Annotated in this window: 25 protein-coding genes; 10 read left to right on the top strand and 15 right to left on the bottom strand. The window is 62.3% G+C overall.

Annotated elements, in window-relative coordinates:
- Positions 1-73 precede the first annotated feature (73 nt).
- From AB843_RS25555 to AB843_RS11860, 7 genes are all read left to right on the top strand, one after another.
- Positions 74-256 carry a hypothetical protein gene (locus tag AB843_RS25555; protein WP_157384495.1) on the top strand — a complete coding sequence of 61 codons (183 nt, stop codon included), beginning with the start codon at positions 74-76 and terminating at the stop codon, positions 254-256.
- Positions 257-380: 124 nt separating this feature from the next.
- Positions 381-1,409, top strand: coding sequence for a SctD/MshK family protein (locus AB843_RS11885; protein WP_082143798.1), 1,029 nt, complete (start codon positions 381-383; stop codon positions 1,407-1,409).
- Complete coding sequence (locus tag AB843_RS11880; protein WP_048647061.1) at positions 1,406-1,855, top strand: hypothetical protein; 450 nt, start codon at positions 1,406-1,408, stop codon at positions 1,853-1,855. Before AB843_RS11885 ends, AB843_RS11880 begins: the two co-directional genes overlap by 4 nt.
- A gap of 94 nt (positions 1,856-1,949) precedes the next feature.
- Complete coding sequence (locus AB843_RS11875; RefSeq protein ID WP_244467968.1) at positions 1,950-2,189, top strand: tetratricopeptide repeat protein; 240 nt, start codon at positions 1,950-1,952, stop codon at positions 2,187-2,189.
- Complete coding sequence (gene sctV / locus AB843_RS11870; RefSeq protein ID WP_164481553.1) at positions 2,182-4,341, top strand: type III secretion system export apparatus subunit SctV; 2,160 nt, start codon at positions 2,182-2,184, stop codon at positions 4,339-4,341. The genes AB843_RS11875 and sctV overlap by 8 nt, the downstream gene beginning before the upstream one ends.
- A 47-nt stretch (positions 4,342-4,388) precedes the next feature.
- Positions 4,389-5,726 carry a type II and III secretion system protein family protein gene (locus AB843_RS11865; protein WP_244467967.1) on the top strand — a complete coding sequence of 446 codons (1,338 nt, stop codon included), beginning with the start codon at positions 4,389-4,391 and terminating at the stop codon, positions 5,724-5,726.
- A gap of 14 nt (positions 5,727-5,740) precedes the next feature.
- Positions 5,741-6,178, top strand: coding sequence for a hypothetical protein (locus AB843_RS11860; RefSeq protein WP_048647057.1), 438 nt, complete (start codon positions 5,741-5,743; stop codon positions 6,176-6,178).
- Positions 6,179-6,219: 41 nt separating this feature from the next.
- On the opposite strand, the gene AB843_RS11855 is transcribed toward AB843_RS11860, so the two are convergent.
- Positions 6,220-6,990 (bottom strand): tetratricopeptide repeat protein, encoded by a 771-nt coding sequence (locus AB843_RS11855; RefSeq protein WP_244467966.1) that lies wholly within the window; start codon positions 6,988-6,990, stop codon positions 6,220-6,222.
- A gap of 119 nt (positions 6,991-7,109) precedes the next feature.
- Here AB843_RS11855 and AB843_RS11850 point away from each other — a divergent pair, with 119 nt between their 5' ends.
- Positions 7,110-8,153, top strand: a complete 1,044-nt coding sequence (locus tag AB843_RS11850; RefSeq protein ID WP_048647055.1) for an EscU/YscU/HrcU family type III secretion system export apparatus switch protein — start codon at positions 7,110-7,112, stop codon at positions 8,151-8,153.
- Positions 8,154-8,277: 124 nt separating this feature from the next.
- Here AB843_RS11850 and AB843_RS11845 read toward each other — a convergent pair whose 3' ends face one another.
- The 13 genes from AB843_RS11845 to AB843_RS11785 form a co-directional block, all read right to left on the bottom strand.
- Complete coding sequence (locus tag AB843_RS11845) at positions 8,278-9,036, bottom strand: D-glutamate cyclase family protein (protein WP_244467965.1); 759 nt, start codon at positions 9,034-9,036, stop codon at positions 8,278-8,280.
- A gap of 331 nt (positions 9,037-9,367) precedes the next feature.
- A complete protein-coding gene (sctT, locus tag AB843_RS11840; RefSeq protein ID WP_048647054.1) occupies positions 9,368-10,183 on the bottom strand; it encodes a type III secretion system export apparatus subunit SctT in 816 nt (271 codons plus the stop codon).
- Positions 10,184-10,190: 7 nt separating this feature from the next.
- Positions 10,191-10,460 carry an EscS/YscS/HrcS family type III secretion system export apparatus protein gene (locus AB843_RS11835; protein WP_048647053.1) on the bottom strand — a complete coding sequence of 90 codons (270 nt, stop codon included), beginning with the start codon at positions 10,458-10,460 and terminating at the stop codon, positions 10,191-10,193.
- A 35-nt stretch (positions 10,461-10,495) separates the two neighbouring features.
- On the bottom strand, positions 10,496-11,149 hold the full coding sequence (sctR, locus tag AB843_RS11830; RefSeq protein ID WP_048647052.1) for a type III secretion system export apparatus subunit SctR: 654 nt from the start codon (positions 11,147-11,149) through the stop codon (positions 10,496-10,498).
- Positions 11,142-12,143, bottom strand: a complete 1,002-nt coding sequence (gene sctQ / locus AB843_RS11825) for a type III secretion system cytoplasmic ring protein SctQ (RefSeq protein ID WP_157384494.1) — start codon at positions 12,141-12,143, stop codon at positions 11,142-11,144. The genes sctR and sctQ overlap by 8 nt, the downstream gene beginning before the upstream one ends.
- A 104-nt stretch (positions 12,144-12,247) precedes the next feature.
- Positions 12,248-12,745, bottom strand: a complete 498-nt coding sequence (locus tag AB843_RS11820; protein WP_048647050.1) for a YscO family type III secretion system apparatus protein — start codon at positions 12,743-12,745, stop codon at positions 12,248-12,250.
- Positions 12,732-14,084, bottom strand: coding sequence for a FliI/YscN family ATPase (locus tag AB843_RS11815; protein ID WP_048647049.1), 1,353 nt, complete (start codon positions 14,082-14,084; stop codon positions 12,732-12,734). Before AB843_RS11815 ends, AB843_RS11820 begins: the two co-directional genes overlap by 14 nt.
- The gene (gene sctL, locus AB843_RS11810) at positions 14,081-14,689 is read right to left on the bottom strand and encodes a type III secretion system stator protein SctL (protein WP_244467964.1); all 609 of its coding nucleotides are present in this window, start codon (positions 14,687-14,689) and stop codon (positions 14,081-14,083) included. The genes AB843_RS11815 and sctL overlap by 4 nt, the downstream gene beginning before the upstream one ends.
- 21 nt (positions 14,690-14,710) lie before the next feature.
- Positions 14,711-15,343 carry a hypothetical protein gene (locus AB843_RS11805; RefSeq protein ID WP_048647047.1) on the bottom strand — a complete coding sequence of 211 codons (633 nt, stop codon included), beginning with the start codon at positions 15,341-15,343 and terminating at the stop codon, positions 14,711-14,713.
- The gene (sctJ, locus tag AB843_RS11800; RefSeq protein ID WP_244467974.1) at positions 15,340-16,095 is read right to left on the bottom strand and encodes a type III secretion system inner membrane ring lipoprotein SctJ; all 756 of its coding nucleotides are present in this window, start codon (positions 16,093-16,095) and stop codon (positions 15,340-15,342) included. Before sctJ ends, AB843_RS11805 begins: the two co-directional genes overlap by 4 nt.
- 83 nt (positions 16,096-16,178) lie before the next feature.
- Positions 16,179-16,628, bottom strand: coding sequence for a hypothetical protein (locus AB843_RS11795; RefSeq protein WP_157384493.1), 450 nt, complete (start codon positions 16,626-16,628; stop codon positions 16,179-16,181).
- 45 nt (positions 16,629-16,673) lie between these two features.
- Positions 16,674-16,859: a hypothetical protein gene (locus AB843_RS11790; protein WP_048647045.1), complete on the bottom strand. Its 186-nt coding sequence runs from the start codon at positions 16,857-16,859 to the stop codon at positions 16,674-16,676.
- Between the two features lie 7 nt (positions 16,860-16,866).
- Positions 16,867-17,517: a type III secretion protein gene (locus AB843_RS11785; RefSeq protein ID WP_244467963.1), complete on the bottom strand. Its 651-nt coding sequence runs from the start codon at positions 17,515-17,517 to the stop codon at positions 16,867-16,869.
- Between the two features lie 237 nt (positions 17,518-17,754).
- Between AB843_RS11785 and AB843_RS11780 the strand changes: the two genes are divergently transcribed.
- Both AB843_RS11780 and AB843_RS26330 read left to right on the top strand, forming a co-directional pair.
- Positions 17,755-18,468 carry a L,D-transpeptidase gene (locus AB843_RS11780; protein ID WP_053086124.1) on the top strand — a complete coding sequence of 238 codons (714 nt, stop codon included), beginning with the start codon at positions 17,755-17,757 and terminating at the stop codon, positions 18,466-18,468.
- A gap of 915 nt (positions 18,469-19,383) precedes the next feature.
- Positions 19,384-19,650 carry a hypothetical protein gene (locus AB843_RS26330; RefSeq protein WP_342021927.1) on the top strand — a complete coding sequence of 89 codons (267 nt, stop codon included), beginning with the start codon at positions 19,384-19,386 and terminating at the stop codon, positions 19,648-19,650.
- 53 nt (positions 19,651-19,703) lie between these two features.
- Here the strand turns inward: AB843_RS26330 and AB843_RS11770 are convergent, their stop codons facing one another.
- Complete coding sequence (locus tag AB843_RS11770) at positions 19,704-20,567, bottom strand: serine hydrolase (protein WP_244467962.1); 864 nt, start codon at positions 20,565-20,567, stop codon at positions 19,704-19,706.
- Between the last annotated feature and the right edge of the window lie 47 nt (positions 20,568-20,614).

Here is a 20,614-nt window from a genome sequence, read left to right as displayed (position 1 = left end):
CGCTTGCTACTGGGCGGCGATTGCACGGTCTCCGCAGGGTCCGCCATTCGATCTGCAATTCAAGGAGCAACCAATGTCAGATTCCCCCTCTTCGGTGACAACCGGAACGTCCAATCCCGAACAGAACCTGGACAAGCTTATCGCTCACCAGGAAAAGATGTTCAATTTGAGCATGAAAGCCGAGCTGGCAAAGTCGTCCAACGACATCAACATGAGCCTCTCTCGCAAAATTGGCGATTCGGCCCAGAAGGCCTGACGATCAGCCCTATTCCCGGGTGTGCCGCAAGACGACCCGCGGCACACCTTCGTTTCCAGGTTCTGCTTCGACTTTGCATTGACCCGACCGCGTTGGGCCCGACGCCTGCAGGAGGTGATGTAAAATGAACGCCAGGGTATCCAGTATCTTTGGGAACCTACCGGAGAGGCTTCGGGCAGGTGTGTCCAGCATCGGCCGACACCGGCATGCACTGCAGGTATCGACGGGCGCCTCATCCGCGCGGGCTCATCCCGTCTTCGAGGTCGTGCAAGGCGCTCATAGCGGCGCGACGCTCAAGCTTGAGCATGAGACCTACACGATCGGCTCGAGCACGGAAGCCGACATCGTTCTCAGCGATTCCGGCATTGCCGGGATTCACACCCGTCTGCGCTTTCGCGGCAATCGCGTCGAGTTGGATGCGGCGGGCGGTCCGGTCGAGCTCGCCGATGGCGGGGTTGTCCCGATGGGTCACGGCCGCCACTGCAGGCTTCCCATCGACGCCGCCATGGGCGAGGCGCGCTTCCGTATTGCAGGGGCGCCGCCGAAACGCGCCAGAACGGCCGTCGCAAGCAACTCCCTGTTCGCGTTCAGCGGCGTGCTGGTGGCCATCTTCGCCGGATTCATCGCCTCGAACAGCCTCTCGCGCGCGGCGCCTGAGACGAGCTGGCCGAATGAAAGAACCGGCGTCCTGGCGGCGCTGGGCTTAGGCCATGCAGGCGCCGGCGAACCGCAGGCGACGGGCCCGACGGACGAAGATGACATCGCAGGCGCGCGCGACAGATTGACCGAACGCCTCAAGCAGGCCGGCGTTTCCGGCGTGGAGATTACGGCATCGAGTGACCGGCTCCTAGCGTCCGGTACGCTGCCGCGCGGGCAAGCAGACGACTGGCGAACCGTCCGCGCCTGGTTCGATCAGTCCTACGGCGGCCGCGTGCTGTTGGCCTCCAACGTTACAACGAGCGACGCTGCGCAAATGCCCCGCCTGCGCCTGCAGGCCATCTGGTACGGCGCCCAGCCCTATGTCATCGCCATGGACGGCACCCGATACCACGAGGGTGCTTTCATCGACGGCGGCTGGAGCATCGCGGAGATCGGCGACACGCAGCTCGTACTGAAAAAGGCCGGCAACATCGTGACGCTGAAATATCAATGACACCGCGACTGGATGCGCTGCGGATCGATACGTCGAGGCTGGATGGCAATGCCGGACGCGAAGCGCCATCCGTAGAGGGGACACGTCGCCGAAATGTTGACCGTCCCCGGCTGAATGGTCTGGAGAGGCCGTCGGCGCGGGCGGGCAAAGCACCCGATGGCGCGACTGAAACGCAAACGCGCGATGCAGACGGTTCTCCCTTCATTACCGGCCTTGGCGCCATTTCGCTTGACGATGCGCTCGAAGATTTCGTCGTGCCGGACATTCCGGATCCCACCATCATCCGCCGCTCTCTTTCGATCCTGCAGCACTGCGTGGAGCACCTGGTTCCCGACCTCGACGGCGGTGAACAGCTTCACGACCTGGCGACGGCGCTGCTGGAAGACGAGATCGAACTGCACAAGGAGTTGCTTCGTTTGATGCAGGAAGGAGCGAACTCTGACTGAGGCGGGCGATACGATCAAGCTGCTGCATATCCTGGCTCATCTTTATGGATGCCACGGGCAATCGAAACGCGGCGTCGCGTATCTGCTTCTCGCAGTGCAGCTGTCGCCTAAAGATGTCGGCGTTCTGCGCACCCTTGCCCATCTCCTTATCCGCAGCGGCGAAGGGGTGAAGGCGCTGACGATCATTGCCCGGCTCGAAGCCCTCGGCGATGGCGGTCATCCAGTCCTCACCCTTCTGAAAAGCAAAGCGCTGATGGCGACTGGCGATGTCATGGAGGCTCGGCGCTCCTTCAAGGATTTCCTGGCGCACTATGAGGCCGATCGCCGTGCTTGACCGTCTTTTGCCTTTCCTTGTGAAAGTAGGACGCCGCAGCGACCTGGTCATTGCGATGCTGATGCTCGTCTCCGTGGTGATGATGCTCATCCCCCTGCCGACGGAATTGGTGGACGTCCTGATTTCGGCGAACATCGCCATTAGCGTGCTGATCCTGCTCGCCTGTTTCTATGTCCGGCATCCGCTCGATTTCTCGTCGCTGCCTTCGGTAATCCTCATCGCCACGCTGTTTCGCCTAGCGATCACCATCACCACAACGCGCCTTATCCTCCTGCAGGCGGATGCCGGCGACATCGTCATGACCTTTGGCAACTTCGTGGTCGGCGGCAGCATCGCGGTGGGCCTGGTCATTTTTCTCATCATCACAGTTGCCCAGTTTGTGGTGATCGCCAAGGGTGCCGAACGTGTGGCGGAAGTGGCGGCGCGCTTCACGCTCGACGCCCTGCCCGGCAAGCAGATGAGCATCGACGCGGAGCTGCGCAACGGCGATATCGACCAGGATGAGGCGCGACAGATGCGGCGGCAGGTCGAGCGGGAGAGCCAGTTGTTCGGCGCCATGGACGGCGCCATGAAATTCGTCAAAGGCGACGTCATCGCCGGCATCGTCATTATTCTGGTCAATCTGATCGGCGGCTTCGCCGTCGGCACCCTGCAGCACGGCATGTCGCTTGGCGAGGCCGCCGCCACATACTCGTTGCTGACGGTCGGCGACGGGCTCGTTTCGCAGATTCCGGCCTTGCTCGTTGCCGTCGCCTCCGGCGTGATGATCACGCGCGTAGCCGGCGCGGAAGGGCATACGGACCTTGGCGGGCAAATCGCCAGCCAGCTTCTGCGCGACGCGCGGGCGCTGGCGCTGGCATCCGCCATCCTGATCGGCTTGAGCCTGGTGCCGGGCTTCCCGACGATCGTTTTTCTGATCCTCGGCGCAGTGCTGGGCATCGGCGCCTATGCCTTGCACCGCAACACCCACCGCGAGGCAGAACCCGGCAAAACCGTCGCCCTGCGCAGGGAAGAGGACCAGGACCGGATGGAAGCGCTGCCTCACTCGAGGAATGCCACGTTGCTGCAGTCGACGGGGATCGTCGCCCGGCTTGGCAGCGGTTTCGGACAATCCTTTACCCCCACCGAAATCCAGGAACGGACCGAGCGCATCCGCCGCGAACTTCTCGACGATCTAGGCATAGACGTTCCGCGAATTGACCTGCAGACAGACGACAGCCTCGAGCCCGCGCATCTGCGCCTTGACCTGGAAGGCGCCCCTACCCTGGATGCGGAGATTCCCGCCGACAGCGTCCTGTTCGAAGGGGACGTCGCTCACTTGGACCTTATCGATGTTCCCTATCGGGAAGCTGGAGCGATCGGCCCGAGACGTCCCGCATTCTGGGTGGAAAGCGATCGGGCAGCGGAGCTTGCTGCAGCGGGGCTGGAATTCCTGCCGCCAGGCGCGGTAGCCGCCAAGTGGATCGGCGATGCGCTCAGGCTTTATGCCGATCATTTCGTCGGCATCCAGGAAACCCGTCACCTCCTGATCGAACTGGAAGCCGAGTATGCGGACCTGGTTCGCGAGGCCCAGGAAGCCGTGCCATTGCAGAAAATTGCCGAAGTTCTACGCCGGCTGGTCGCCGAGAACGTTCCGATACGCAACCTGCGCATCATTCTCGAAGCCATCGCCGATTGGGGCCGCAGGGAGCAGGACACCGCCTTGCTGGCCGAGCATGTGCGCGTTGCGCTGAAACGGCAAATCAGCTTCCGGATGGCCGACCGCAACCGCATCATCGCTGCCTATCTGCTCCAGCCTTCGGCCGAGTCCGCGCTCAGATCCGCCGTGCAGACATCGTCGACCGGCACCGTGCTCAATCTTTCCGATCCGGAAAGCCAGGCGATTGCCGGGCAGATAAAGAAGGCGTTGTCGCAGACCACCGCGACGACACAACCGGTGGCCCTTACCACCGTGGATGTGCGGCGCCACCTGCGTGGTCTTCTCGTCCACAGCGGCATCGAGATTCCGGTCATGTCCTATCAGGAGCTGGCGCCCGAATTCAACGTTCAGCCACTGGCGACGATCACAGCAAAACATGGCGGCGAGCGCGAACGGCAAAGTTCGCCGTCTCTGCCGGCGCACGACAAAACAGAACATGGGACATCCCCCTGATCCATCACGAACAGGACGTTCTCCAGCATGCGCAAATGAGGGACGGCATGAAAGATCGATATTTTGCAACTCCCGCCCCGGCAAGCCGGCTGCGATGGCTCGCCGGCCACCGGAGCGTCAGAGCGATACTGATCCTGCTGCTTGCGCTGACGTGCGCCGCCAATCTCGCGCGGGGCCAGGAAATCTCGCCGCGTGTCGACGGTGCCAGGGTCGATCTGCACGTCGGTCAGGGGCGCCTCCTGCGCTTCAATGAACCGGTGGAGTCCGTGCTGGTCGCCGATGCGACCATCGCCAATCTGCAAATCGTCGCCCCGGACATCGTCTATGTCTTCGGGCTGAAATCCGGTGTGACGAACCTGATCGCCATTACCGGCGACCAGAGGGTCAAGGCATCGATGGAGTTTCGCGTGAGCGCCGACGCGAGCCCAGCCGGCGAAGCTGCCAACCTGTTGCAGCCGACCTCGACGACGGAACTGACGATCTTCGGCAACCGCATCGTCGCGCTGGGGCAAACACGCAGCGTCAACGAAGCGCTGGATGTGGACAGCGTCGCCCGAACCTACTCAGCGCCGGAACATCCTCCCATCAACAACACGACGATCACCGGCTCGCAGCAGGTCAACATTCGCGTGCGCTTTGCCGAGGTTTCGCGAACCGAATTGCAGTCCTACGGCGTCGATTGGGAAGTTTTCATCAACCAGAGCGATTTCAAGTTCGGCGTCTTGCGGAGCGGCGGTGTCAGTGAGGGGAGCGGTCTCGGCATCAGTCTCGGCGTCAAGGGTGTGAACGTCGAGATATTGCTGGAAGCCTTGCAACGTAACGGAATCGTCAAGATCCTGGCGGAGCCAAATCTGACTGCCATGACCGGGCAAACGGCGAGCTTCCTGGCGGGTGGTGAGGTGCCGATCCCTATACCGCAGGGCAAGGACATCCTCGGCGTGGAGTATAAACCCTTCGGTGTCTCTCTCGGCTTCACGCCGACGCTGATCAATGACCAGCGCATCGCTCTGCATGTTCAGCCCGAGGTCAGTTCGATAACCGATGGCGGTGTCAGCATGGGCGGGTACAATCTTCCCAGCTTCATCGTCCGCAGGGCCGACACCACCGTCGAGGTGGCGAGCGGCCAGACTTTCGCGATCGCCGGCCTGTTCCAACAGCGCTTCGCAAGCAATCTCGAAAAATTTCCGGTGCTGGGCGACGTGCCGATCCTCGGCGCGCTGTTCCAATCGCAGCGCTATCAGCGCGAGGAAACGGAACTGGTGATCCTGATCACGCCCTATCTCGTGGAGCCCGTCAGCGCACACGACCTCGTGACCCCCATGGATCGTCCGGCAGCACGCAGGACATCCAGGAAATCGGCTGGAATGGGCCTTATCATCAAGTAGTGGGAGAGTAAGGTATGTCCTCGAATTGTTTCCGCACCGCCTTGGCCATGCCTTTCCTTGCCCTGGCGGGGTGCAATCCCGCACCGCCCGATTACTCGCCCGGCTACAGTTATGTCGCAGCCGACGGCTTCGCCGATTCCAGTAAGACGGCGGGCGGCGCGATCCTGGTGCCGGACGCCTGCCTGAGCGACCCCGCGGACCCGACGCCCAGTCCGGCGGCAACGCCCGGAACGATCGTTCCGCAGCTAGGGCCGCATCTGCCGCCCGGCTGCGCCAACGCCTACAACCTGCAGCGCATGGTCGAGAGCGAACGCGACCTGGTGGAAGGCCGCCATCCGGGACCGGCATCGGCGGCGCCAACGGCGCGGGCGGCGCGAAAATACCTGTATGGCAAGGATTCACCGCTCGGGGGCGCGCGCAACACCGGCATGGAACCGTCACCGGTGCAATGATGGACCAGAGCTGCACGGCGTTGGCGACCGCCTCATGGCGGCTAGCCGTTCATGGAGCCCAGCGCCTTGGCTCGCGCATGCACGGTCTTCTTCGTACCGATCGCCTTGGCTTGCGCCAGCAGCGTGTCGATGTCCTTGGTCGACAATCCCGTCGGCGGAGAGGCGCGCACCACACTCTCCTGCCCCAGAAGTCCGTAGACGACGACGATGTTGCGCTTGTGATGCAATTGGGCGTTCGGCGAAGCGGCGATCTTCTGCGCCAGGAGAACGGCGCTTGCCGACTGTTGGGCAAGGGCGGCGGCCAGCGCCATGTTGGTCTCGATGTCGAGATCGCCAGGCGCCAGGGCGAGCGCCTTCTGGAAGGTCGTTTGCGCCGCATCGGTGTCGCCGGCGAAGATGTAGGCGACCCCCAGGCGATTGTAGGCCTTGCTCGAGTGGACGCTCTGCGCCCCTTCGGCAAGCGCACGAATGCCCGCCTCCGAATCCCCCTCGTCTATCATGGCCGAGCCGAGGCCAACCAGCGCCGGGCCATAGCTGGGCGCGCGCGACAATGCCAGGCGATACGTCTTGACGGCTTGTTCGCCATAGCCGGCGCGCGCATAAGCATCGGCGACGCTGACAAGCGTGGCCGGCTTGGCGTCGGGAACGGCAGCCGCCTGCTCGTAGAGAGCCAGTGCCGTATTCGGGTCACCCCGCGATTCAATGTCACTCGCAAGCTTGACGAGGCGGGATGAATGCGTCGGCACCTCCTCCTTCTCGGTCTTGCTCACCCCGGCATCCTGCAGCGTCGTGCAGCCGGAGAAAACCATCATACTGGATGCAACAAAAAGCACTGCACAAAACCGCATGCTCTACTCCTCGATCGCGCCTGGTAGCACCTTATACAAGGCGTTCGAACACGGATACAGAAAGCCCTCGACAGGTTGACTAAATGGCCCAGGAAACTGAGGAAAAGAGACTACCGGCATCCGACAAGAAACTCAGGGACGCGCGAAAGAAGGGACAGGCGTCGCAAAGCCGCGACTTCGTTTCGGGTTTCGTGCTTCTCGCCGCGCTCGCCTATCTTTTCGTCTTCTGGCCAACCGTGGTCGAACGTCTCATCGAGTTGGTGCAGACGGTAACGCAAGGCGATCAGACGTCCTTTTCCACGATCAGCGACACAGCCGTGCGGCAGGCCTTTCTGACGGTTTTCCTGATCATCGCCCCCCTCGTGGCGGTGATCGCCGCCGTGACAATCCTGTTCGGCACGATCGCCACCCGCGGGCCCGTCTTTTCTTTTGAACCGCTCAAGCCACAGATCGATCACATAAATCCCGGCAAGGGTTTCAAACGGCTGATGTCCATGCGCAACATGGTCGAGTTCGCCAAGAGCCTGATAAAGACGATTTGCCTGTCCGTCCTGTTCGTCGTTGTTCTCCTGGCATGGTTCCAGCCGCTGTTCGATGCGCCGGGTTGCGGCGAAACCTGCATGATGCCGATGGTCCTTTCCGCCCTGACGCCGCTTGGAATGGCGGCGGCGCTCGCCTTCGTCGTCATCGGTGTTGTCGACGTGCCGATCCAGCGGTGGCTGTACCGGCACGATATGCGCATGACGCGAACCGAGCTCAAGCGAGAACACAAGGACCTGGAAGGCGATCCGCTGATGCGCCGCGAGCGGCAGCGGCGGCAGCACGATGCCGTTGCTCGCCCCGAGAAGCTCGGCGTTAAGAACGCCGTCCTCGTCCTGCATGCCGATGATCGCGCCATCGCCTTGCGCTACGTCCGCGGCGAAACGCCGGTGCCGGTAATCGTCGCCAAAGGACAAGGGCGCCTGGCAGCCGAGTTGCTGTCGCAAGCACGCTGGAACGCGTGCTCGATTGTCGAGGACACCAGATTGGTCGGCCAGATGTTCGATCGGGCACGCATCGGCGAGTTTATGGATTCCAGGCTCTTTCAGCCGGTCATCGCCCATCTGGTCCGGCTTCAGCTCGTTTAGACCGATCATCTCCTGCTGCAGGTTTCGCTGCGCATTCCATCTGGTATCCCGTGGCACTCGCTCCGGCCCTTGGTGAGACCGCCGGAGCGAGTGCCGGCGCGTGCGCCATGAAGGTCGGCAGGGCTCAAAATACCTTGAAGAAACCGACATCCGATTGACAATCGAGTTCCGTCACGAGCATGCGCCCCGGCGTTTCGGTGATGAACATCTCCAGCTCGGCGCATTGCAAGGCATTCCTGGCGGTGCCACAACTCGCCCAGAAAACCGGAATCTCGTCCGCTCCGACCTGCAACGCCTCTCCCCAGTTGGGCCGGCCGATATCACGGATTCCCAGAACCGCGGGGTCGCCGACGTGAATGGGCGCTCCGTGGGCGTGCGGGTAGCGGGCCGTGATCGCGCGAACCTTGTCCACGTCACGACGACGGACGGGCAGCATCGACACGACGATCTCGCCGCCGAACACCCCCACCCGGACGGTCTGGATCGAGGTTCGGAACATGGGGACGGTCCGTCCCCGCTTGAGGCCGCGTACTTCGACACCCGCTTCCCTGAGCGCCGGCTCGAAAGTGAAGCAACAGCCGAGCGCGAAAGCGGCGAAATCCGAGCGCCACACATCGACGATGTCGCTGCGCCGCTCCACGAGCGCGCCGAAGCGATACATGTCATACAGGGGAACGTCCGTGCGAATGTCCACCTCGCCCAGTCCGGCGAGCATCGCGCTGCCCGCCTGGCCGACGCCGACAACGGGCAGAGGCTTTGAATTGAGGGTGCAGAACTTCAGGAAATCTGCAGCGAAACGACGGGACAGCACGGCGATGCTCGCCTGCAGTTTGCGTTGCGCCAGCCCTTTCGTGCTTCCCCTGTATGCGCCGTCCCGGATCAAGCTCCGTAACGCGTCAGGGGCCATCGTCCGGACGTCTTCGTCTACAGCTAACCGTTCATGACGAGCTACAACTTCCATGACCGCCCTCTCAGATCCGAAGTACGCCGATTCCGCAGCATTGTTGCCAAAGAAGAATCTGTCAAACCGTTGCCATCGATGCTTCCGATAACATATCTTTACACAATGATATCTGTTGAATATTTAGCATTTTGAATGTCATGGTCTGTCAGTAGACAAAGTACCAATAGAGATTTCCATAAATTCTCCAAAACACAGCAGGCTGAGGGAAATTTCATTCGGTTCGGCTCCATGCGCTCGAAAACACCGGGAATCATTGACAATCCGGGCAGGCAATATCAGCGATGTATTGATGTGCCATGGTCAAGAACGTCAAATCCCGGCTCATATAGAAAACAAGGAACGACGCGTAGAGGACAAGCACCAGACTGAAGACCAGCGTCTTCAGGACAAGCGAGAGAGCAAAGACATTGAGATGCGGCGAGGCCCGGGCAAGAAGCGCCAGAAGCACGTCCGACAGCAGCAGGCTGATCACAAGCGGGAACACCAAGACAAGCGCCATCACGAGGATGCGATTGAGCAACATCAGGAATGTTTCCGCCGCCTGCGGGCTGAAGATCGGCATGAGGCTGTCGACGGGCCAAAGGCCGTAGCTGTTATAGACCGTGCTGACCGTCAGCTGGATACCGCCGGAGGCGAGAAACAGAACCATGACGATCAAAGTCAGAAACGTTCCGGTGGTGCTCGTTTCATGCGTCATCATCGGGTCGATCAGCGCCCCCATGGTTGATCCGCGCTGAAGGTCGACGATGTCGCCGGCGGTCTCGGCAGCCCAGAAGGGAATACCGAGGACGAAACCGAGAGTAGCGCCTATGATGAACTCCTTCAGCATGAGGATGACGACCAGGGGCGGCGACGCCGTCATCTGGTCGAGTGCACCGGCGATCATCGGGATCACCGGTATCGACAGGGCCAGTGCGACACCATTGCGCAAAAGTCCGGTCAGCCGGACTCGACTGAACAGCGGCATCACCATCATCACCCCGGCGAACCGGGCCAACGCAAAGGCCGCCGCCAGCACATACAGCTCGAATTCCGCAACTGATGTGAACAGCGCGTCGAACGGCATGGCGGGCCTAACGCGTAACGTAGGGGAATTCGTCGAGCGCCTGCGAGGCCTGCTCGGCGATTTGCGCCGCCAGAAGAGGCCCCAGCAGCATCACCACCAGCAGAACGACGACCAGCTTGATGGTCTGCGGCAGGCTCTGATCCTGGATCTGCGTCAGAGCCTGGGCAAGTCCGACGATCACGCCGATCAGAAGCGTCGCGATGATGGCGGGACTGGAGGCGATCAGCACCATCATCAAGGCGCCCTGCACCTTCGCAAGCACGAAATCGCTGGCCATGGGACAGGTCTCCTTGGATGAGTGCGCGCGCGGCGTCAGCCGTAGCTCAGGATCAGGCCGTGCATCAGCCGCGACCAACCGTCGATTGCCACGAAGAGGAAAAGCTTCAGCGGGATGGAGATCAGGACGGGCGAAACCATGATCATGCCCAACGTCATCAGGACGTTCGCCACGACGAGGTCGATCACCAGAAACGGCAGGTAAAGAAGGAAACCGATCTCGAAGGCGCGGGTAAGCTCGGAGGCAACGAATGCGGGTACGAGGATCGAAAGATCGCTGTCTTGCACATTCTGGTTGACGCCGTCCGGCCACAGGCGCGCGGTTCCTTCAAGGAAGAATTCGCGTTCCCCGGGGTGTGTGAAGCGCAAGAGGTGCTGGCGCAGCGGCTCGCGCACCACCTGCGCGGCGACGGCGATGTCCTCCGCGCTCTCGAACGTCACCTGTCGCTCTTCCAGGCGCCCGGAGATCTCGCTGATCAGCGGCGTTGTCACATAGACGGTCAGCACCAGGGCAATGCCGTAGAGCACAAGGTTGGGCGGGGTCTGTTGCACGCCGAGCGCGTTGCGGATCAGAAACAGGACAACGGATATTTTCAGGAAGCCGGTCATCGTCACGACGGCCAGCGGAAAAATCCCGACGAGGCCGACCGCGACGAGGATGCCGAGAAGGTTCGGCGATCCTTCAAGCATGGTCGAAGATCCGGACAATGCGCACGCCTAGTGCGTCGCCGATCCGGACAATCTCGCCCTGCCCGATGCGCTTTCCCTGCGCGATGATGCTGACCGCATCGCCGGGCTGTTCTGCGAGATGGACGACCGCGCCCGGCGCCAGGGCGCTAACCTCGCTGAGCGGCATCGCTTTGCGCCCCAGTTCGAAAGCAACGGTAACTGGCAAGCCATCCAAGCCCGAATCCTCGGGCTTCTCCGCGTCAGTCTGTGCCGCCTGGTTCATAATCCACTCCCAATTTGAACCGCGAATGGGGAAGGGCCTGGACAACAGAACGCACCCTTCTGCGCTCAATTGAGCCCGCGCCAGGAAGCGGCCTGCCGCCACGACCAGCGCCGCCCTGTCGGCCGAGGACGCGGCGTCGAGCGTGACGACATCCCCTGGACCAAGGTTCTGCAATTCCTCGAGGTTGAGCGAGGCTACCGCTCTCCAGATGCTGACAGAAACCGGCACATCCAGACGCAAAGGCGGCGGACCGGCCTGGCGTTCGTCGAGGAGGTGAGCCAGGCGCAGCGCCCAGTCGTTCGCGAGTTGCACGGTGCAGCCGTGGACATCGCCTCGCCACCTCGCCGCAAGCACAAAAGACGTCCTCTCGGATCGGGCCGCCGAAGGGCCAACGACGGAGCGCAATGCAATATCGACACCAAGCCGCGCCTCGAGCCTGCCGATCGCCTCTTCCAGTAGGCATTCGAGTAAAAGAGCGCGACGATCGGCAGGCAATGCTTCCAGAATCGCGCCTGGATCGAGCTGCAAAAGCAGGGCTTCAATCAGGGCCGCCGGACATTCGATCACGCCGGCATCGTCACCGATCTCGAAGCGGATGGAGGCATCCTCCTCCCCGCCTCTGGCGGGCCGCCTCCACTCGGCGGCAATCGTCAACACCTCGTCGGCAAGGGCGAGCTCGAAGGGCACCCGGCGCCGATAGAACGCGTTCAGCACAGACACCGTGTCGGACAATAGCCGAGGCGGTTCCAGCGGTCGCACGACAGCCGGCACCGTGCGCCTCAACGTCTTCTTCCTCGGACAAACCACCGCTTCAGGCATCTTCGACGACCTGGTCCTCATATCTGGCGCGGACGTCGCGCGGAATGCAGACCATCGGCCTGCTCCTCATCCGATAGCTCCGTCAGTGCCGCCTGCCGGCTGCGCGCCCGACGGGCCTGCAGTTCGATGATGCTTTCGAGCTTTTCGAGCCCCAAGCGGTATCGGCGGTGCGTGTCGCGGGCGCCGCACAGTTGATCTCGCCTTTCCCGTTCAAAATCCGTGGCCGCGGCCGCCTCCGTTTCCAGCGCCAGCAGTCGACCCGCGGCAGCGTCGAACCGATGCCGCATCTCGCGCAGATTGCTTGTGGAGACGACGCCTCCGGCCAGCGCATCGAACGACCGTCCCTCCTCGATCGCGACCTTCCGCATCTCGCCATCGATCGCCCTCTTGGCCAGGCGTACCCTTTCAGCGGCTTGAGAGCTTGATCGCCGGAGGCCGACGACCGTTTCCCCGGCGCGCTGCTCGCGCAGGCTGCGCAGGTCGAGCAGGCAAGTGAGCGCATCAGGCCTTTTCATCGAGTATCTCCCGCATCCGCTTCTGCGCTGCCGATATCGTCTCGTGGCTGGCAGTCTCCTGCCGGAGGAAATCGTTGATCCTGTCGATTCTCGCCACAGCTTCGTCGGCGACCGCGTCATGGCCCTTTTCATACTCTCCGACCCGCAACAGCAACTCGACTTCGGCATAGCGCGCCAACAGTTCGCGGATGCGGCCGGCATCGGCCCTGTGTTGCGCCGGAACCACCGTGTCCATCAGCCGGCTGCGGCTGCGAAGGACATCTATCGCCGGGAAGTGATTGCGCTGGGCGAGCTCGGACGACAGGAACACATGTCCATCCAGAAGCGCCTGCAGTTCCTCGGCCACGGGATCCAGAGTACCATCCCCCTCGATAAGCACGCTGTAGAGCCCGGTGATGGTTCCCTTCTCGCCAGGACCGGAACGCTCGAGCAATCTTGGAAGGGCGGCAAACAGCGAAGACGGGAACCCCCGCCTGGTCGGCGGCTCGCCCGACGCCAATCCGATCTCGCGCTGCGCCCTGGCGAATCGGGTGACGTTGTCCAGAGCCAGCAGGACGTGCTTGCCCTGATCGCGGAAATACTCGGCGATCGTCGTTGCAACATAGGCGGCATTCAGACGCTCGATGGCCGGACGATCCGAGGTTGCCGCAATGACAACCGTGCGTGCCATTCCACCGGCAGCGCGCTGGCGTTCGACGAACTCGCGCACCTCGCGGCCGCGCTCGCCGACCAGGGCAACGACGGCAACATCGGCATCCGTGCCGCGAACGATGTCCGACAACAGCAGGGACTTGCCGACGCCCGGCTCGCCCAGAACTCCCACGCGCTGCCCCCGGGCACATGTCAGCAAGCCGTCCAGTGCGCGGATGCCCAGTTGCATCGGATCGGACACCAGCGCACGGGCGAAGGGGGACGGCGGATCGGCATGAACGGAGTAATTCCGCTCAACGCCGGGCATTTCCTCGGGGCCGCCATCGAGTGGCTTCCCGAAGGCGTCGATGACGCGCCCCAGGAGGCCGGGTCCGACCCCGACCTGCAAGGCGGCGCCCGTGGGCACCACCTCCGTCAGGCTCGACAATCCCGTCAGGTCGGCAAGCGGCAGCAATATCGCCTGCTCATTCTCGAGGCCGACCACCTCGGCGCGAACCGAGCGCCCGGTTTTCGGGTCGACGAGATTGCAGATTTCGCCCAGCCGCACCTCGTCCACTGTGGCATGAACGACGACGCCGACCACCCGGCGCACGCGCCCCCTTTTCGGCCGGGCGACGTCCTGACGCAGCCGCTGGTTCAAATCGGGCACGAGGCGCGAGAGCTTTTGCTCGACAGGAGACTGCTTCACGATGACGCCTCGTCCACAGACCCGAGAGCTACCGCGACGGCCTTGAGTTGCACCTCTATGCCGGCTTCTATGACAGCGGCGTCGGTGGTGACGATGCAGGCGCCGGCAGCGAGTGAAGCATCGCCGGCAACCTCGAACGAAAAGCCGAAGCGCGATGGCTCGACAAGCGTGCCAAGTCTGCCGCGCACCGCCTCAACCGCGTCGGGATGGACGGTGACGCGCAGATATTTTGCGCTCCGGATATCGAGGATTGCCTGTTCGGCGGCTCGCGCGACCAATTCGGCGATGTCGAGTTCGCCCAGAACCCTTTCCACGACGTCGAGCGCAAGAGTGACGATCTCGCCCGTCAAACCGGCAAGATAGCGATCGACCTTTTCCACGGTCTCGCTTGTCAGGCGGGCAGCCTCCCCGGCGCCCTGCTCCCTGCCATCCTCGTAACCCCTGGCGTACTCCGCCGCATAGGCACGCCGCGCGGCGTCGCGCATCCGGCCGGCTTCGCTCTGTGCCGCCTCCAGGAATGCGAAGCCATCCTGCCAGGCCTTGGCTTCCTGAGCGCGCAGGATGCGGGCGGCAGGCCGGGCGGGCAGTTTGCGGGACTGTTCCATCACCTTCGCCATCCCGCTGCCTCACTCCGCCAGCCGTCGGACGATCAGCGGACCGATCGTCGCGAAGCATGGAACCAGCGGCTCTGCAAGCGGGCTCTGCGGCGGCAGCTTGAGCCGGACCCGCGCCGCCACGAATTGTCCAACCGCTTCGCACCAGGCAACGAGGCACCGCCAGCCATCCGCCTCGATACGCTCGCGGATCCTCGTCAACGGCTCGAGCGGCTGCTCGGGGCCGGCGAGATCCTTGTTGGCCACCGCCAGAGTGCAAAGCGCCGCGCCAAGCTCGTTGCGCAGAATGGCGGCTTCGCGACCGGAGATCGTCCGAGCCAGCGTCGCCGCCCAATAGACGGCACCGGCCTTCATGGCGATCTCGGACAGTTTTTCGGCGGAGGCATAAGCGATCGCCTGATCGACCTCCTCCATCGCCGGCGCGCCTTTCGCTATCGATGTCGGCAATCGATGCTGATCCGCGAGAAGACGTGAAAGGCGCCCCTGCAGCCGCTTGGTCGCCAGCAGCCGCCTGGCCGTTTCACGGCTGATCGCATCCCCGAAGCAGGAAACCAACCAGGCCGGATCGGCATAGACCGACGGCAGTTGCCGGAACAACTCATCCTCGTCGACCGCATCCAAATCGGGTGCCGCAGCCGGAATCATGTCTTCTTCACCGGGCTCGGAGCGCTCAGCGCATAGACCCGTTCGCGCTGCCGCCAGTGCAGAAAGGCCAGCCGGCCGCCAAGCAGCAGGGCGACCGCGCAAAGGCCGTAAAACATCCACATGGCGCGGGCCACGCTGTCGGGATGCAGCCAGAGACCGAGGAACGTGACGAAGCTTGGCCCTACCGCCGCGGAAGGCGCGCTGGCCTCGACGGGCGCAAGCACCACCGAGACGTTGTCGTAGTCGAGCCCGGCGACGCCGTTGGCCACCAGCATCTTCACCTTCGGGATGAACGCGCCCATCGAAACGGACGCCCGGTGGCGAATGAACACCGAGGCCGAGGACGGGATCAATCGCTGCCGCAGCGGGTCGTTTTCAGGCAAAACCAGATGCACACGAGCGGACAGGACGCCGTCTATGTCGGAGATCGTCTGGGACAATTCCTGGCTCAGGCCGAAGATCATTGTCGCCCGCTCCTCGACCGGAGACGACACCAGGCCGTCGCGCTCGAACACCTGGCCGAGCGTTGCGAACTCCTGCCTGGGCAGCGCGTTCTCCTGAAGCACCGTCATGGCGTCGGCAAAATGTCCCTTGCCGACCGTGACCGTCATTTTTCCATCCGCCGTCGCCTGCCTACGGGCAGGGATGCCATGGCGCACGAGCGCTGCGACGATCTCATTTGCCTGGCGCTGATTGAGATCCGAATAGAGCTCCACCGAACAGGCCTGCAGGACGAGAAATCCAATGAGCACGAGCGTCAAGCGACACGCCGCACCCCACTTCCTCACTAAAAGCCGTTGCATGCTGATCCTGCTCTCGAGATATGGCACTGCAGCTATTGCTGCTTGATCAAGGTGCTGGCCGATCCAGTCGCTGCCGTGAGACTGTTCGTCGCCAGGGAAACATTGGCTGTCGCCCACATCACCGAGATGGCCCTGTCGAGAGTTTGCGCCATGGTTTCGGCGGGTGTCGCCCCCGCGGTTGCTCCTTCGGCGTCCATGACACTGCTAGAGGCTGCGGCTTGCGATGCCGTTCCGGCTTCCCCAGCCGAAGCCGCGTTGGCATCTGCAAGCGCCTTCTTGGCTTGCGTTGCCAGCCCCTCGAGCGATTCCACCGCGGAACCGATGAGGGCCGACGGGTTCGTCAGCGTGGCTGCGCCGGCGATGTTATTGTCGAGCAGGTAGTCGAAAAGCTGTTGCTCAACAGTGGCCTGCTGTGCCTGCGCCGCTTGGAGCTCAGCCGGCAAAGCAGAGTTTGCCAATGGGGCAATCGATGTGGCTTCCATGATCGGATCCTCAACCGCGACGAACTGATTGTTCCCGCCGAAACGCTATCCCTCTGAATTGCTCGCCTCTTGCATCGCCGCCAGTTCCTTGGTGTTCGGAGCGTTGGGACCATTCGGCTTGAGTTGCGCCAGCTTGGCATCGACCTGCGCGTCGAAATCGCCCTTCTGCGCCGCGTTTTCCTGGTTCGCCTGCGCCAGCGATGCTGTCGCGATATTGTCGAGCTTCATCATTCTCTCCCTATTCGCTTTTACCCGCCGGGACATTTTCAGCGGCCACTTGCTTGCCACGGAAAACCCGTACGGGAACGATTTCTCGCGACGATGCGTCGACCTCGCGCGCGATACGTGAGGTCGCAGGTCCCGAAACGACTCCGAGGCTTTTCTTGACGGCCGCGACATAAGCTGGCGGTCCCGAAACTGAAATGACGTTCTCCGCCTCGGAAATCCGGACCGGATAGCGTGGATCGGCAATGCCGAGATCTTCGAGTTTCCGGCCGACGCCCTTCGTCGCTTCCGCGCCAAGCTTAATAATCTCAGTGCGCATCTCGCCGACCGTCGCCACATGCAAGATGGAGCTGTCGAAATACCAGGCGAGCCCGTACCTGCTGCAGACCCAGTCGAGGAATTCCTGCGCGGTGCCGACCGGCATGCCGGCGCTCAACCTGCCGCCCACCTGCTTGCTCACTTCGACCGGGATGCCGACGTTGCGCCCGAACTCCTTCAGCGCATCGCCCACCGGCTGATCGACGGTGATGTACTTGTACGTGCCTGACGGCCAATCCGGCTGAGCGGCAAGCGATGGAACCTGCGACGTGTACAGAGAAAAGCCAGCCGCGAAGCTGATCAGCGCCCAGGACCGCCATACTGCCACGCGGGTTCGAAAGTCCATGCATCCTGTCCAATCGAAAGCTGCAAACAGCGCTCCACCCACTGGGATCGCCTAGTCGTGGTCGTAATCTACAACTCCGAGCATCAAAAATAAAGTCCAAATGGATTTTTTAATAATAATAAATTCCAAGTGTTGCATGTCGTGAAAACACATGCAACCTGTTGCCCAACTTGGCCGGCAAGCGCAGGTCGGCAGCGCGTTCGCGCTGTTGCAATCCGTGAAAGGACATTCGTCGCCATGACAAAGGGCAACGGCCGTCACCGGCTCTGCAATCGCGAAATCCGATCAGGAATCGCCGCGCAGCGGCGTGCGGGGTGGCGGTGGCTGACGGTCCTGACCATGGCATTGTCCATCCTCGTCGTGGCCGAAGACAGCAGCGCGCAATCCGACGCGCGCTACAACCCCCGAACCTGGGCCTATGATCCGGCCGAACGAACAGTCATCGCGCCCTCGGGAGAGAGGCTGGCAGCGGAGCCGTCCAATGCGCCGGCGCATGTTCCACTGCCGCGCGAGAACGTCGCCTTTGCTGAACCCTATGCGAAGGGAACGATCCTGATCGACACGTCGGAGCGGCGCCTTTACCACGTGCTCGGCGAGGGCAGAGCCCTTCGATACGCCATCGGTGTCGGAAAGGAGGGCTTCAACTGGTCCGGTCGGGATCGCGTTTCCGCCAAGCGGGAATGGCCCGACTGGAGACCTCCAGCAGAGATGCGGCAACGCGAGAGCGCCAAGGGGCGCTCTCTGCCGGCATATGTTCCAGGTGGTCCGAACAATCCGCTGGGAGCGCGGGCGCTTTACATCGGCGCGACGCTCTACCGTATCCATGGCACCAACCAGCCATGGACCGTCGGCACGGCAAACTCCTCCGGCTGCATCCGCATGACAAACGACGATGTCATCGATCTGTACGATCAAGTGGCCATCGGCGCCGAGGTCATCGTGCGGCGCTAGTGGTCTGACCGCAACAGATGGTACCCATCCGTTTCGAACAGTCAGCCCACAAGCTATTGATCTGGTGATGCGATCCCGAGCGCCTGCCGCGAGCGTCCTATTGCCCCGTTCCCACTCGATTATTTCCCAGCGTGTTGACGGGAACTCAACCGGCACTTTCACGGCACCCAGTGTGCAGTATCGCTCTGAAAGCGTCGAGATCGGCATCGAGAAAATGTAGCAGGTCGGTCGCATGCTTCATGATAGTTCCCGAATTACTCTTGCTCTGATCCCAGCAAACTGGATCGTTCGAAAGAGGATCAGCCAGGCGACCTACTTCAACGGGAAAAGAGAAACATGACGGGCTGATGCCGACCGCGCGAACCCGACCATCCGCGAGCAGCATCTCGTCGTAGCCGTAGTCGCTGATCCAGATCTTGGTCTCGATGAAGAATTGGTTCCCGGCAGGCCAATGCCGACGCTGCCGTGGATGATGAAGTCGCCCCCGGCTCGCGCTTCAGCCCGCTGATGTCGTTCTCGTTGGTGGAAGACAGCGTCCCGCTGTCACGCCACCCGTCCACATTGCGCAAACCCGAGGCCACGATTTTCTCATGGCGTCGAGCCGTCGTGCGTAGGCGCGCTGCATATCGTCGAGGCTCGACAGATCGCCAGTCTGCAGCTCGGCTTCGTTTGCCAATTGCGATCAATCTCCCGCGAGATCGCCGAAGGTCATCCGGCCCCAGCATCAAAGTACCGGCTTCCCCGACAAGCGAACGCTCTTAAACCATCATCTGTTCGTCCAGGCGCACCCGGTCCATTTCGTGGTCCGGCCCGGTCCCGAAGCCGTCCAGCGTCGTCAACCGGGATGGAAATTCAGCGCGTCTCCGCCGCACCCACATGACGCGCATGAGCTGGAGGACATTGCGCAGGGGGCTCGTGAGTGGCGACGTCGGGACTATCGATCATGGCCCCCAGGTCATTGGTGGTCACGAGGACTATCTCACCGCACTCGCCGCTCATTCGCAACCACAGGTCGATGATCTCGTTCTGGGTCGTTGTGTTCTGGATGATCCGAATTCTCCTGTTCTCCACCCGTGGGTCGTCGAGCGCTCGCAGCGACACCGCCGCAATGTCGGCTTCACTAACGAACGCACCTTTGAGATCGCCATCTCCATAGAAACCGACCTCTGTCAGTGGAGTTGAGCCGCCGAGGCACTTGGAGAAGCCGGCTGATCTGCTACGAGGGTGTTGCCGGGTTAAGCGGTTCTGCCGGTGACCGTATCGAGGATCAGCTTTCCAAGTTCCGGAAACACGTGCAGCTTGTCTTCGCAAACCGTTTTTCCTTGTGTCATCAACGCCAGGATAAACGGGGGCCCTGCAGGGAGAACGATGCGTATCAGATCGTGCTTGAAGTACGATGCATGCGGGTCGCCCGTCCACGAGTTCTTGCCTGCCTTGCTCCAGATCTTCGCATCCTTCGGCGTGCCACCCCCGAGAAAATCCTCGACCTGGTAATGCGGGCTTTTCGATTTCCGGCCTTCGCGTTCGCGCATCAGAATGTCCTGCGCCCGCTGGCGGGTCTTGACGCCCAGCGGGATATCCCCGGCAAACAATTCGTAGAAAAGCCGCGCGGCCGCCAGTGGTGTCAGAGCGTTGAGGTTGCGTCCCTCCAAGCCGGCGTATTGCGCTTCACGCCCATATCGCGTGTCGTCCATCAGTTTTTGCGTTATGTTGCAGTGCTCGAATTCCGGCCAGGCAAGCCGTTGGAAAAAGCGGTTAAGCTCGTCGCGGCGATCAATCCACGCGGCAAGATCGGCGGGATCGAGCAGCGTGTCGCCGGTGGTTCCGGTCAACAGGTCGATCACGTAGTTGGTCGCCGTGTTCGAAGACCATACGATCATGTCGTGCATCGCGCGGTCCAGCTCGTCATGGGCGTGAAGCCGGCCTCCTTCCAGCGCGTGCAACGCATGAACCAGATGGAACGCCTTGACCAGACTGCATGGATAACAGCGCCAGTCGCCGCGGTGCGAGAAGCCCCGGGGCCGCGCGGCGGTTTCCTCCACGATGACGAGGCCGAACTTGTCGCGTGTCAGCCCATCCCTGCCGTAGCGGGTTTCCACGTCATCGATGATGCGCGATCCAAGCGCGTGCCAGGCGTTCGTTTGCT

The sequence above is a fragment of the Nitratireductor soli genome, from assembly GCF_001050155.1.
Lineage (GTDB): Bacteria > Pseudomonadota > Alphaproteobacteria > Rhizobiales > Rhizobiaceae > Nitratireductor > Nitratireductor soli.
This window is presented reverse-complemented; position numbering and strand designations above follow the sequence as displayed.

What these genes read in the sequence shown, in the direction of transcription:
- AB843_RS25555 (WP_157384495.1), top strand. Translation starts at nt 74, where the DNA reads ATGTCAGATTCCCCCTCTTCGGTGACAACCGGAACGTCCAATCCCGAA.
- AB843_RS11885 (WP_082143798.1), top strand. Translation starts at nt 381, where the DNA reads ATGAACGCCAGGGTATCCAGTATCTTTGGGAACCTACCGGAGAGGCTT.
- AB843_RS11880 (WP_048647061.1), top strand. Translation starts at nt 1,406, where the DNA reads ATGACACCGCGACTGGATGCGCTGCGGATCGATACGTCGAGGCTGGAT.
- AB843_RS11865 (WP_244467967.1), top strand. Translation starts at nt 4,389, where the DNA reads ATGAAAGATCGATATTTTGCAACTCCCGCCCCGGCAAGCCGGCTGCGA.
- AB843_RS11860 (WP_048647057.1), top strand. Translation starts at nt 5,741, where the DNA reads ATGTCCTCGAATTGTTTCCGCACCGCCTTGGCCATGCCTTTCCTTGCC.
- AB843_RS11855 (WP_244467966.1), bottom strand. Translation starts at nt 6,990, where the DNA reads ATGATGGTTTTCTCCGGCTGCACGACGCTGCAGGATGCCGGGGTGAGC.
- AB843_RS11850 (WP_048647055.1), top strand. Translation starts at nt 7,110, where the DNA reads ATGGCCCAGGAAACTGAGGAAAAGAGACTACCGGCATCCGACAAGAAA.
- sctT (WP_048647054.1), bottom strand. Translation starts at nt 10,183, where the DNA reads ATGCCGTTCGACGCGCTGTTCACATCAGTTGCGGAATTCGAGCTGTAT.
- AB843_RS11835 (WP_048647053.1), bottom strand. Translation starts at nt 10,460, where the DNA reads ATGGCCAGCGATTTCGTGCTTGCGAAGGTGCAGGGCGCCTTGATGATG.
- sctR (WP_048647052.1), bottom strand. Translation starts at nt 11,149, where the DNA reads ATGCTTGAAGGATCGCCGAACCTTCTCGGCATCCTCGTCGCGGTCGGC.
- AB843_RS11820 (WP_048647050.1), bottom strand. Translation starts at nt 12,745, where the DNA reads ATGAAAAGGCCTGATGCGCTCACTTGCCTGCTCGACCTGCGCAGCCTG.
- sctL (WP_244467964.1), bottom strand. Translation starts at nt 14,689, where the DNA reads ATGGAACAGTCCCGCAAACTGCCCGCCCGGCCTGCCGCCCGCATCCTG.
- AB843_RS11805 (WP_048647047.1), bottom strand. Translation starts at nt 15,343, where the DNA reads ATGATTCCGGCTGCGGCACCCGATTTGGATGCGGTCGACGAGGATGAG.
- AB843_RS11795 (WP_157384493.1), bottom strand. Translation starts at nt 16,628, where the DNA reads ATGGAAGCCACATCGATTGCCCCATTGGCAAACTCTGCTTTGCCGGCT.
- AB843_RS11790 (WP_048647045.1), bottom strand. Translation starts at nt 16,859, where the DNA reads ATGATGAAGCTCGACAATATCGCGACAGCATCGCTGGCGCAGGCGAAC.
- AB843_RS11785 (WP_244467963.1), bottom strand. Translation starts at nt 17,517, where the DNA reads ATGGACTTTCGAACCCGCGTGGCAGTATGGCGGTCCTGGGCGCTGATC.
- AB843_RS11780 (WP_053086124.1), top strand. Translation starts at nt 17,755, where the DNA reads ATGACAAAGGGCAACGGCCGTCACCGGCTCTGCAATCGCGAAATCCGA.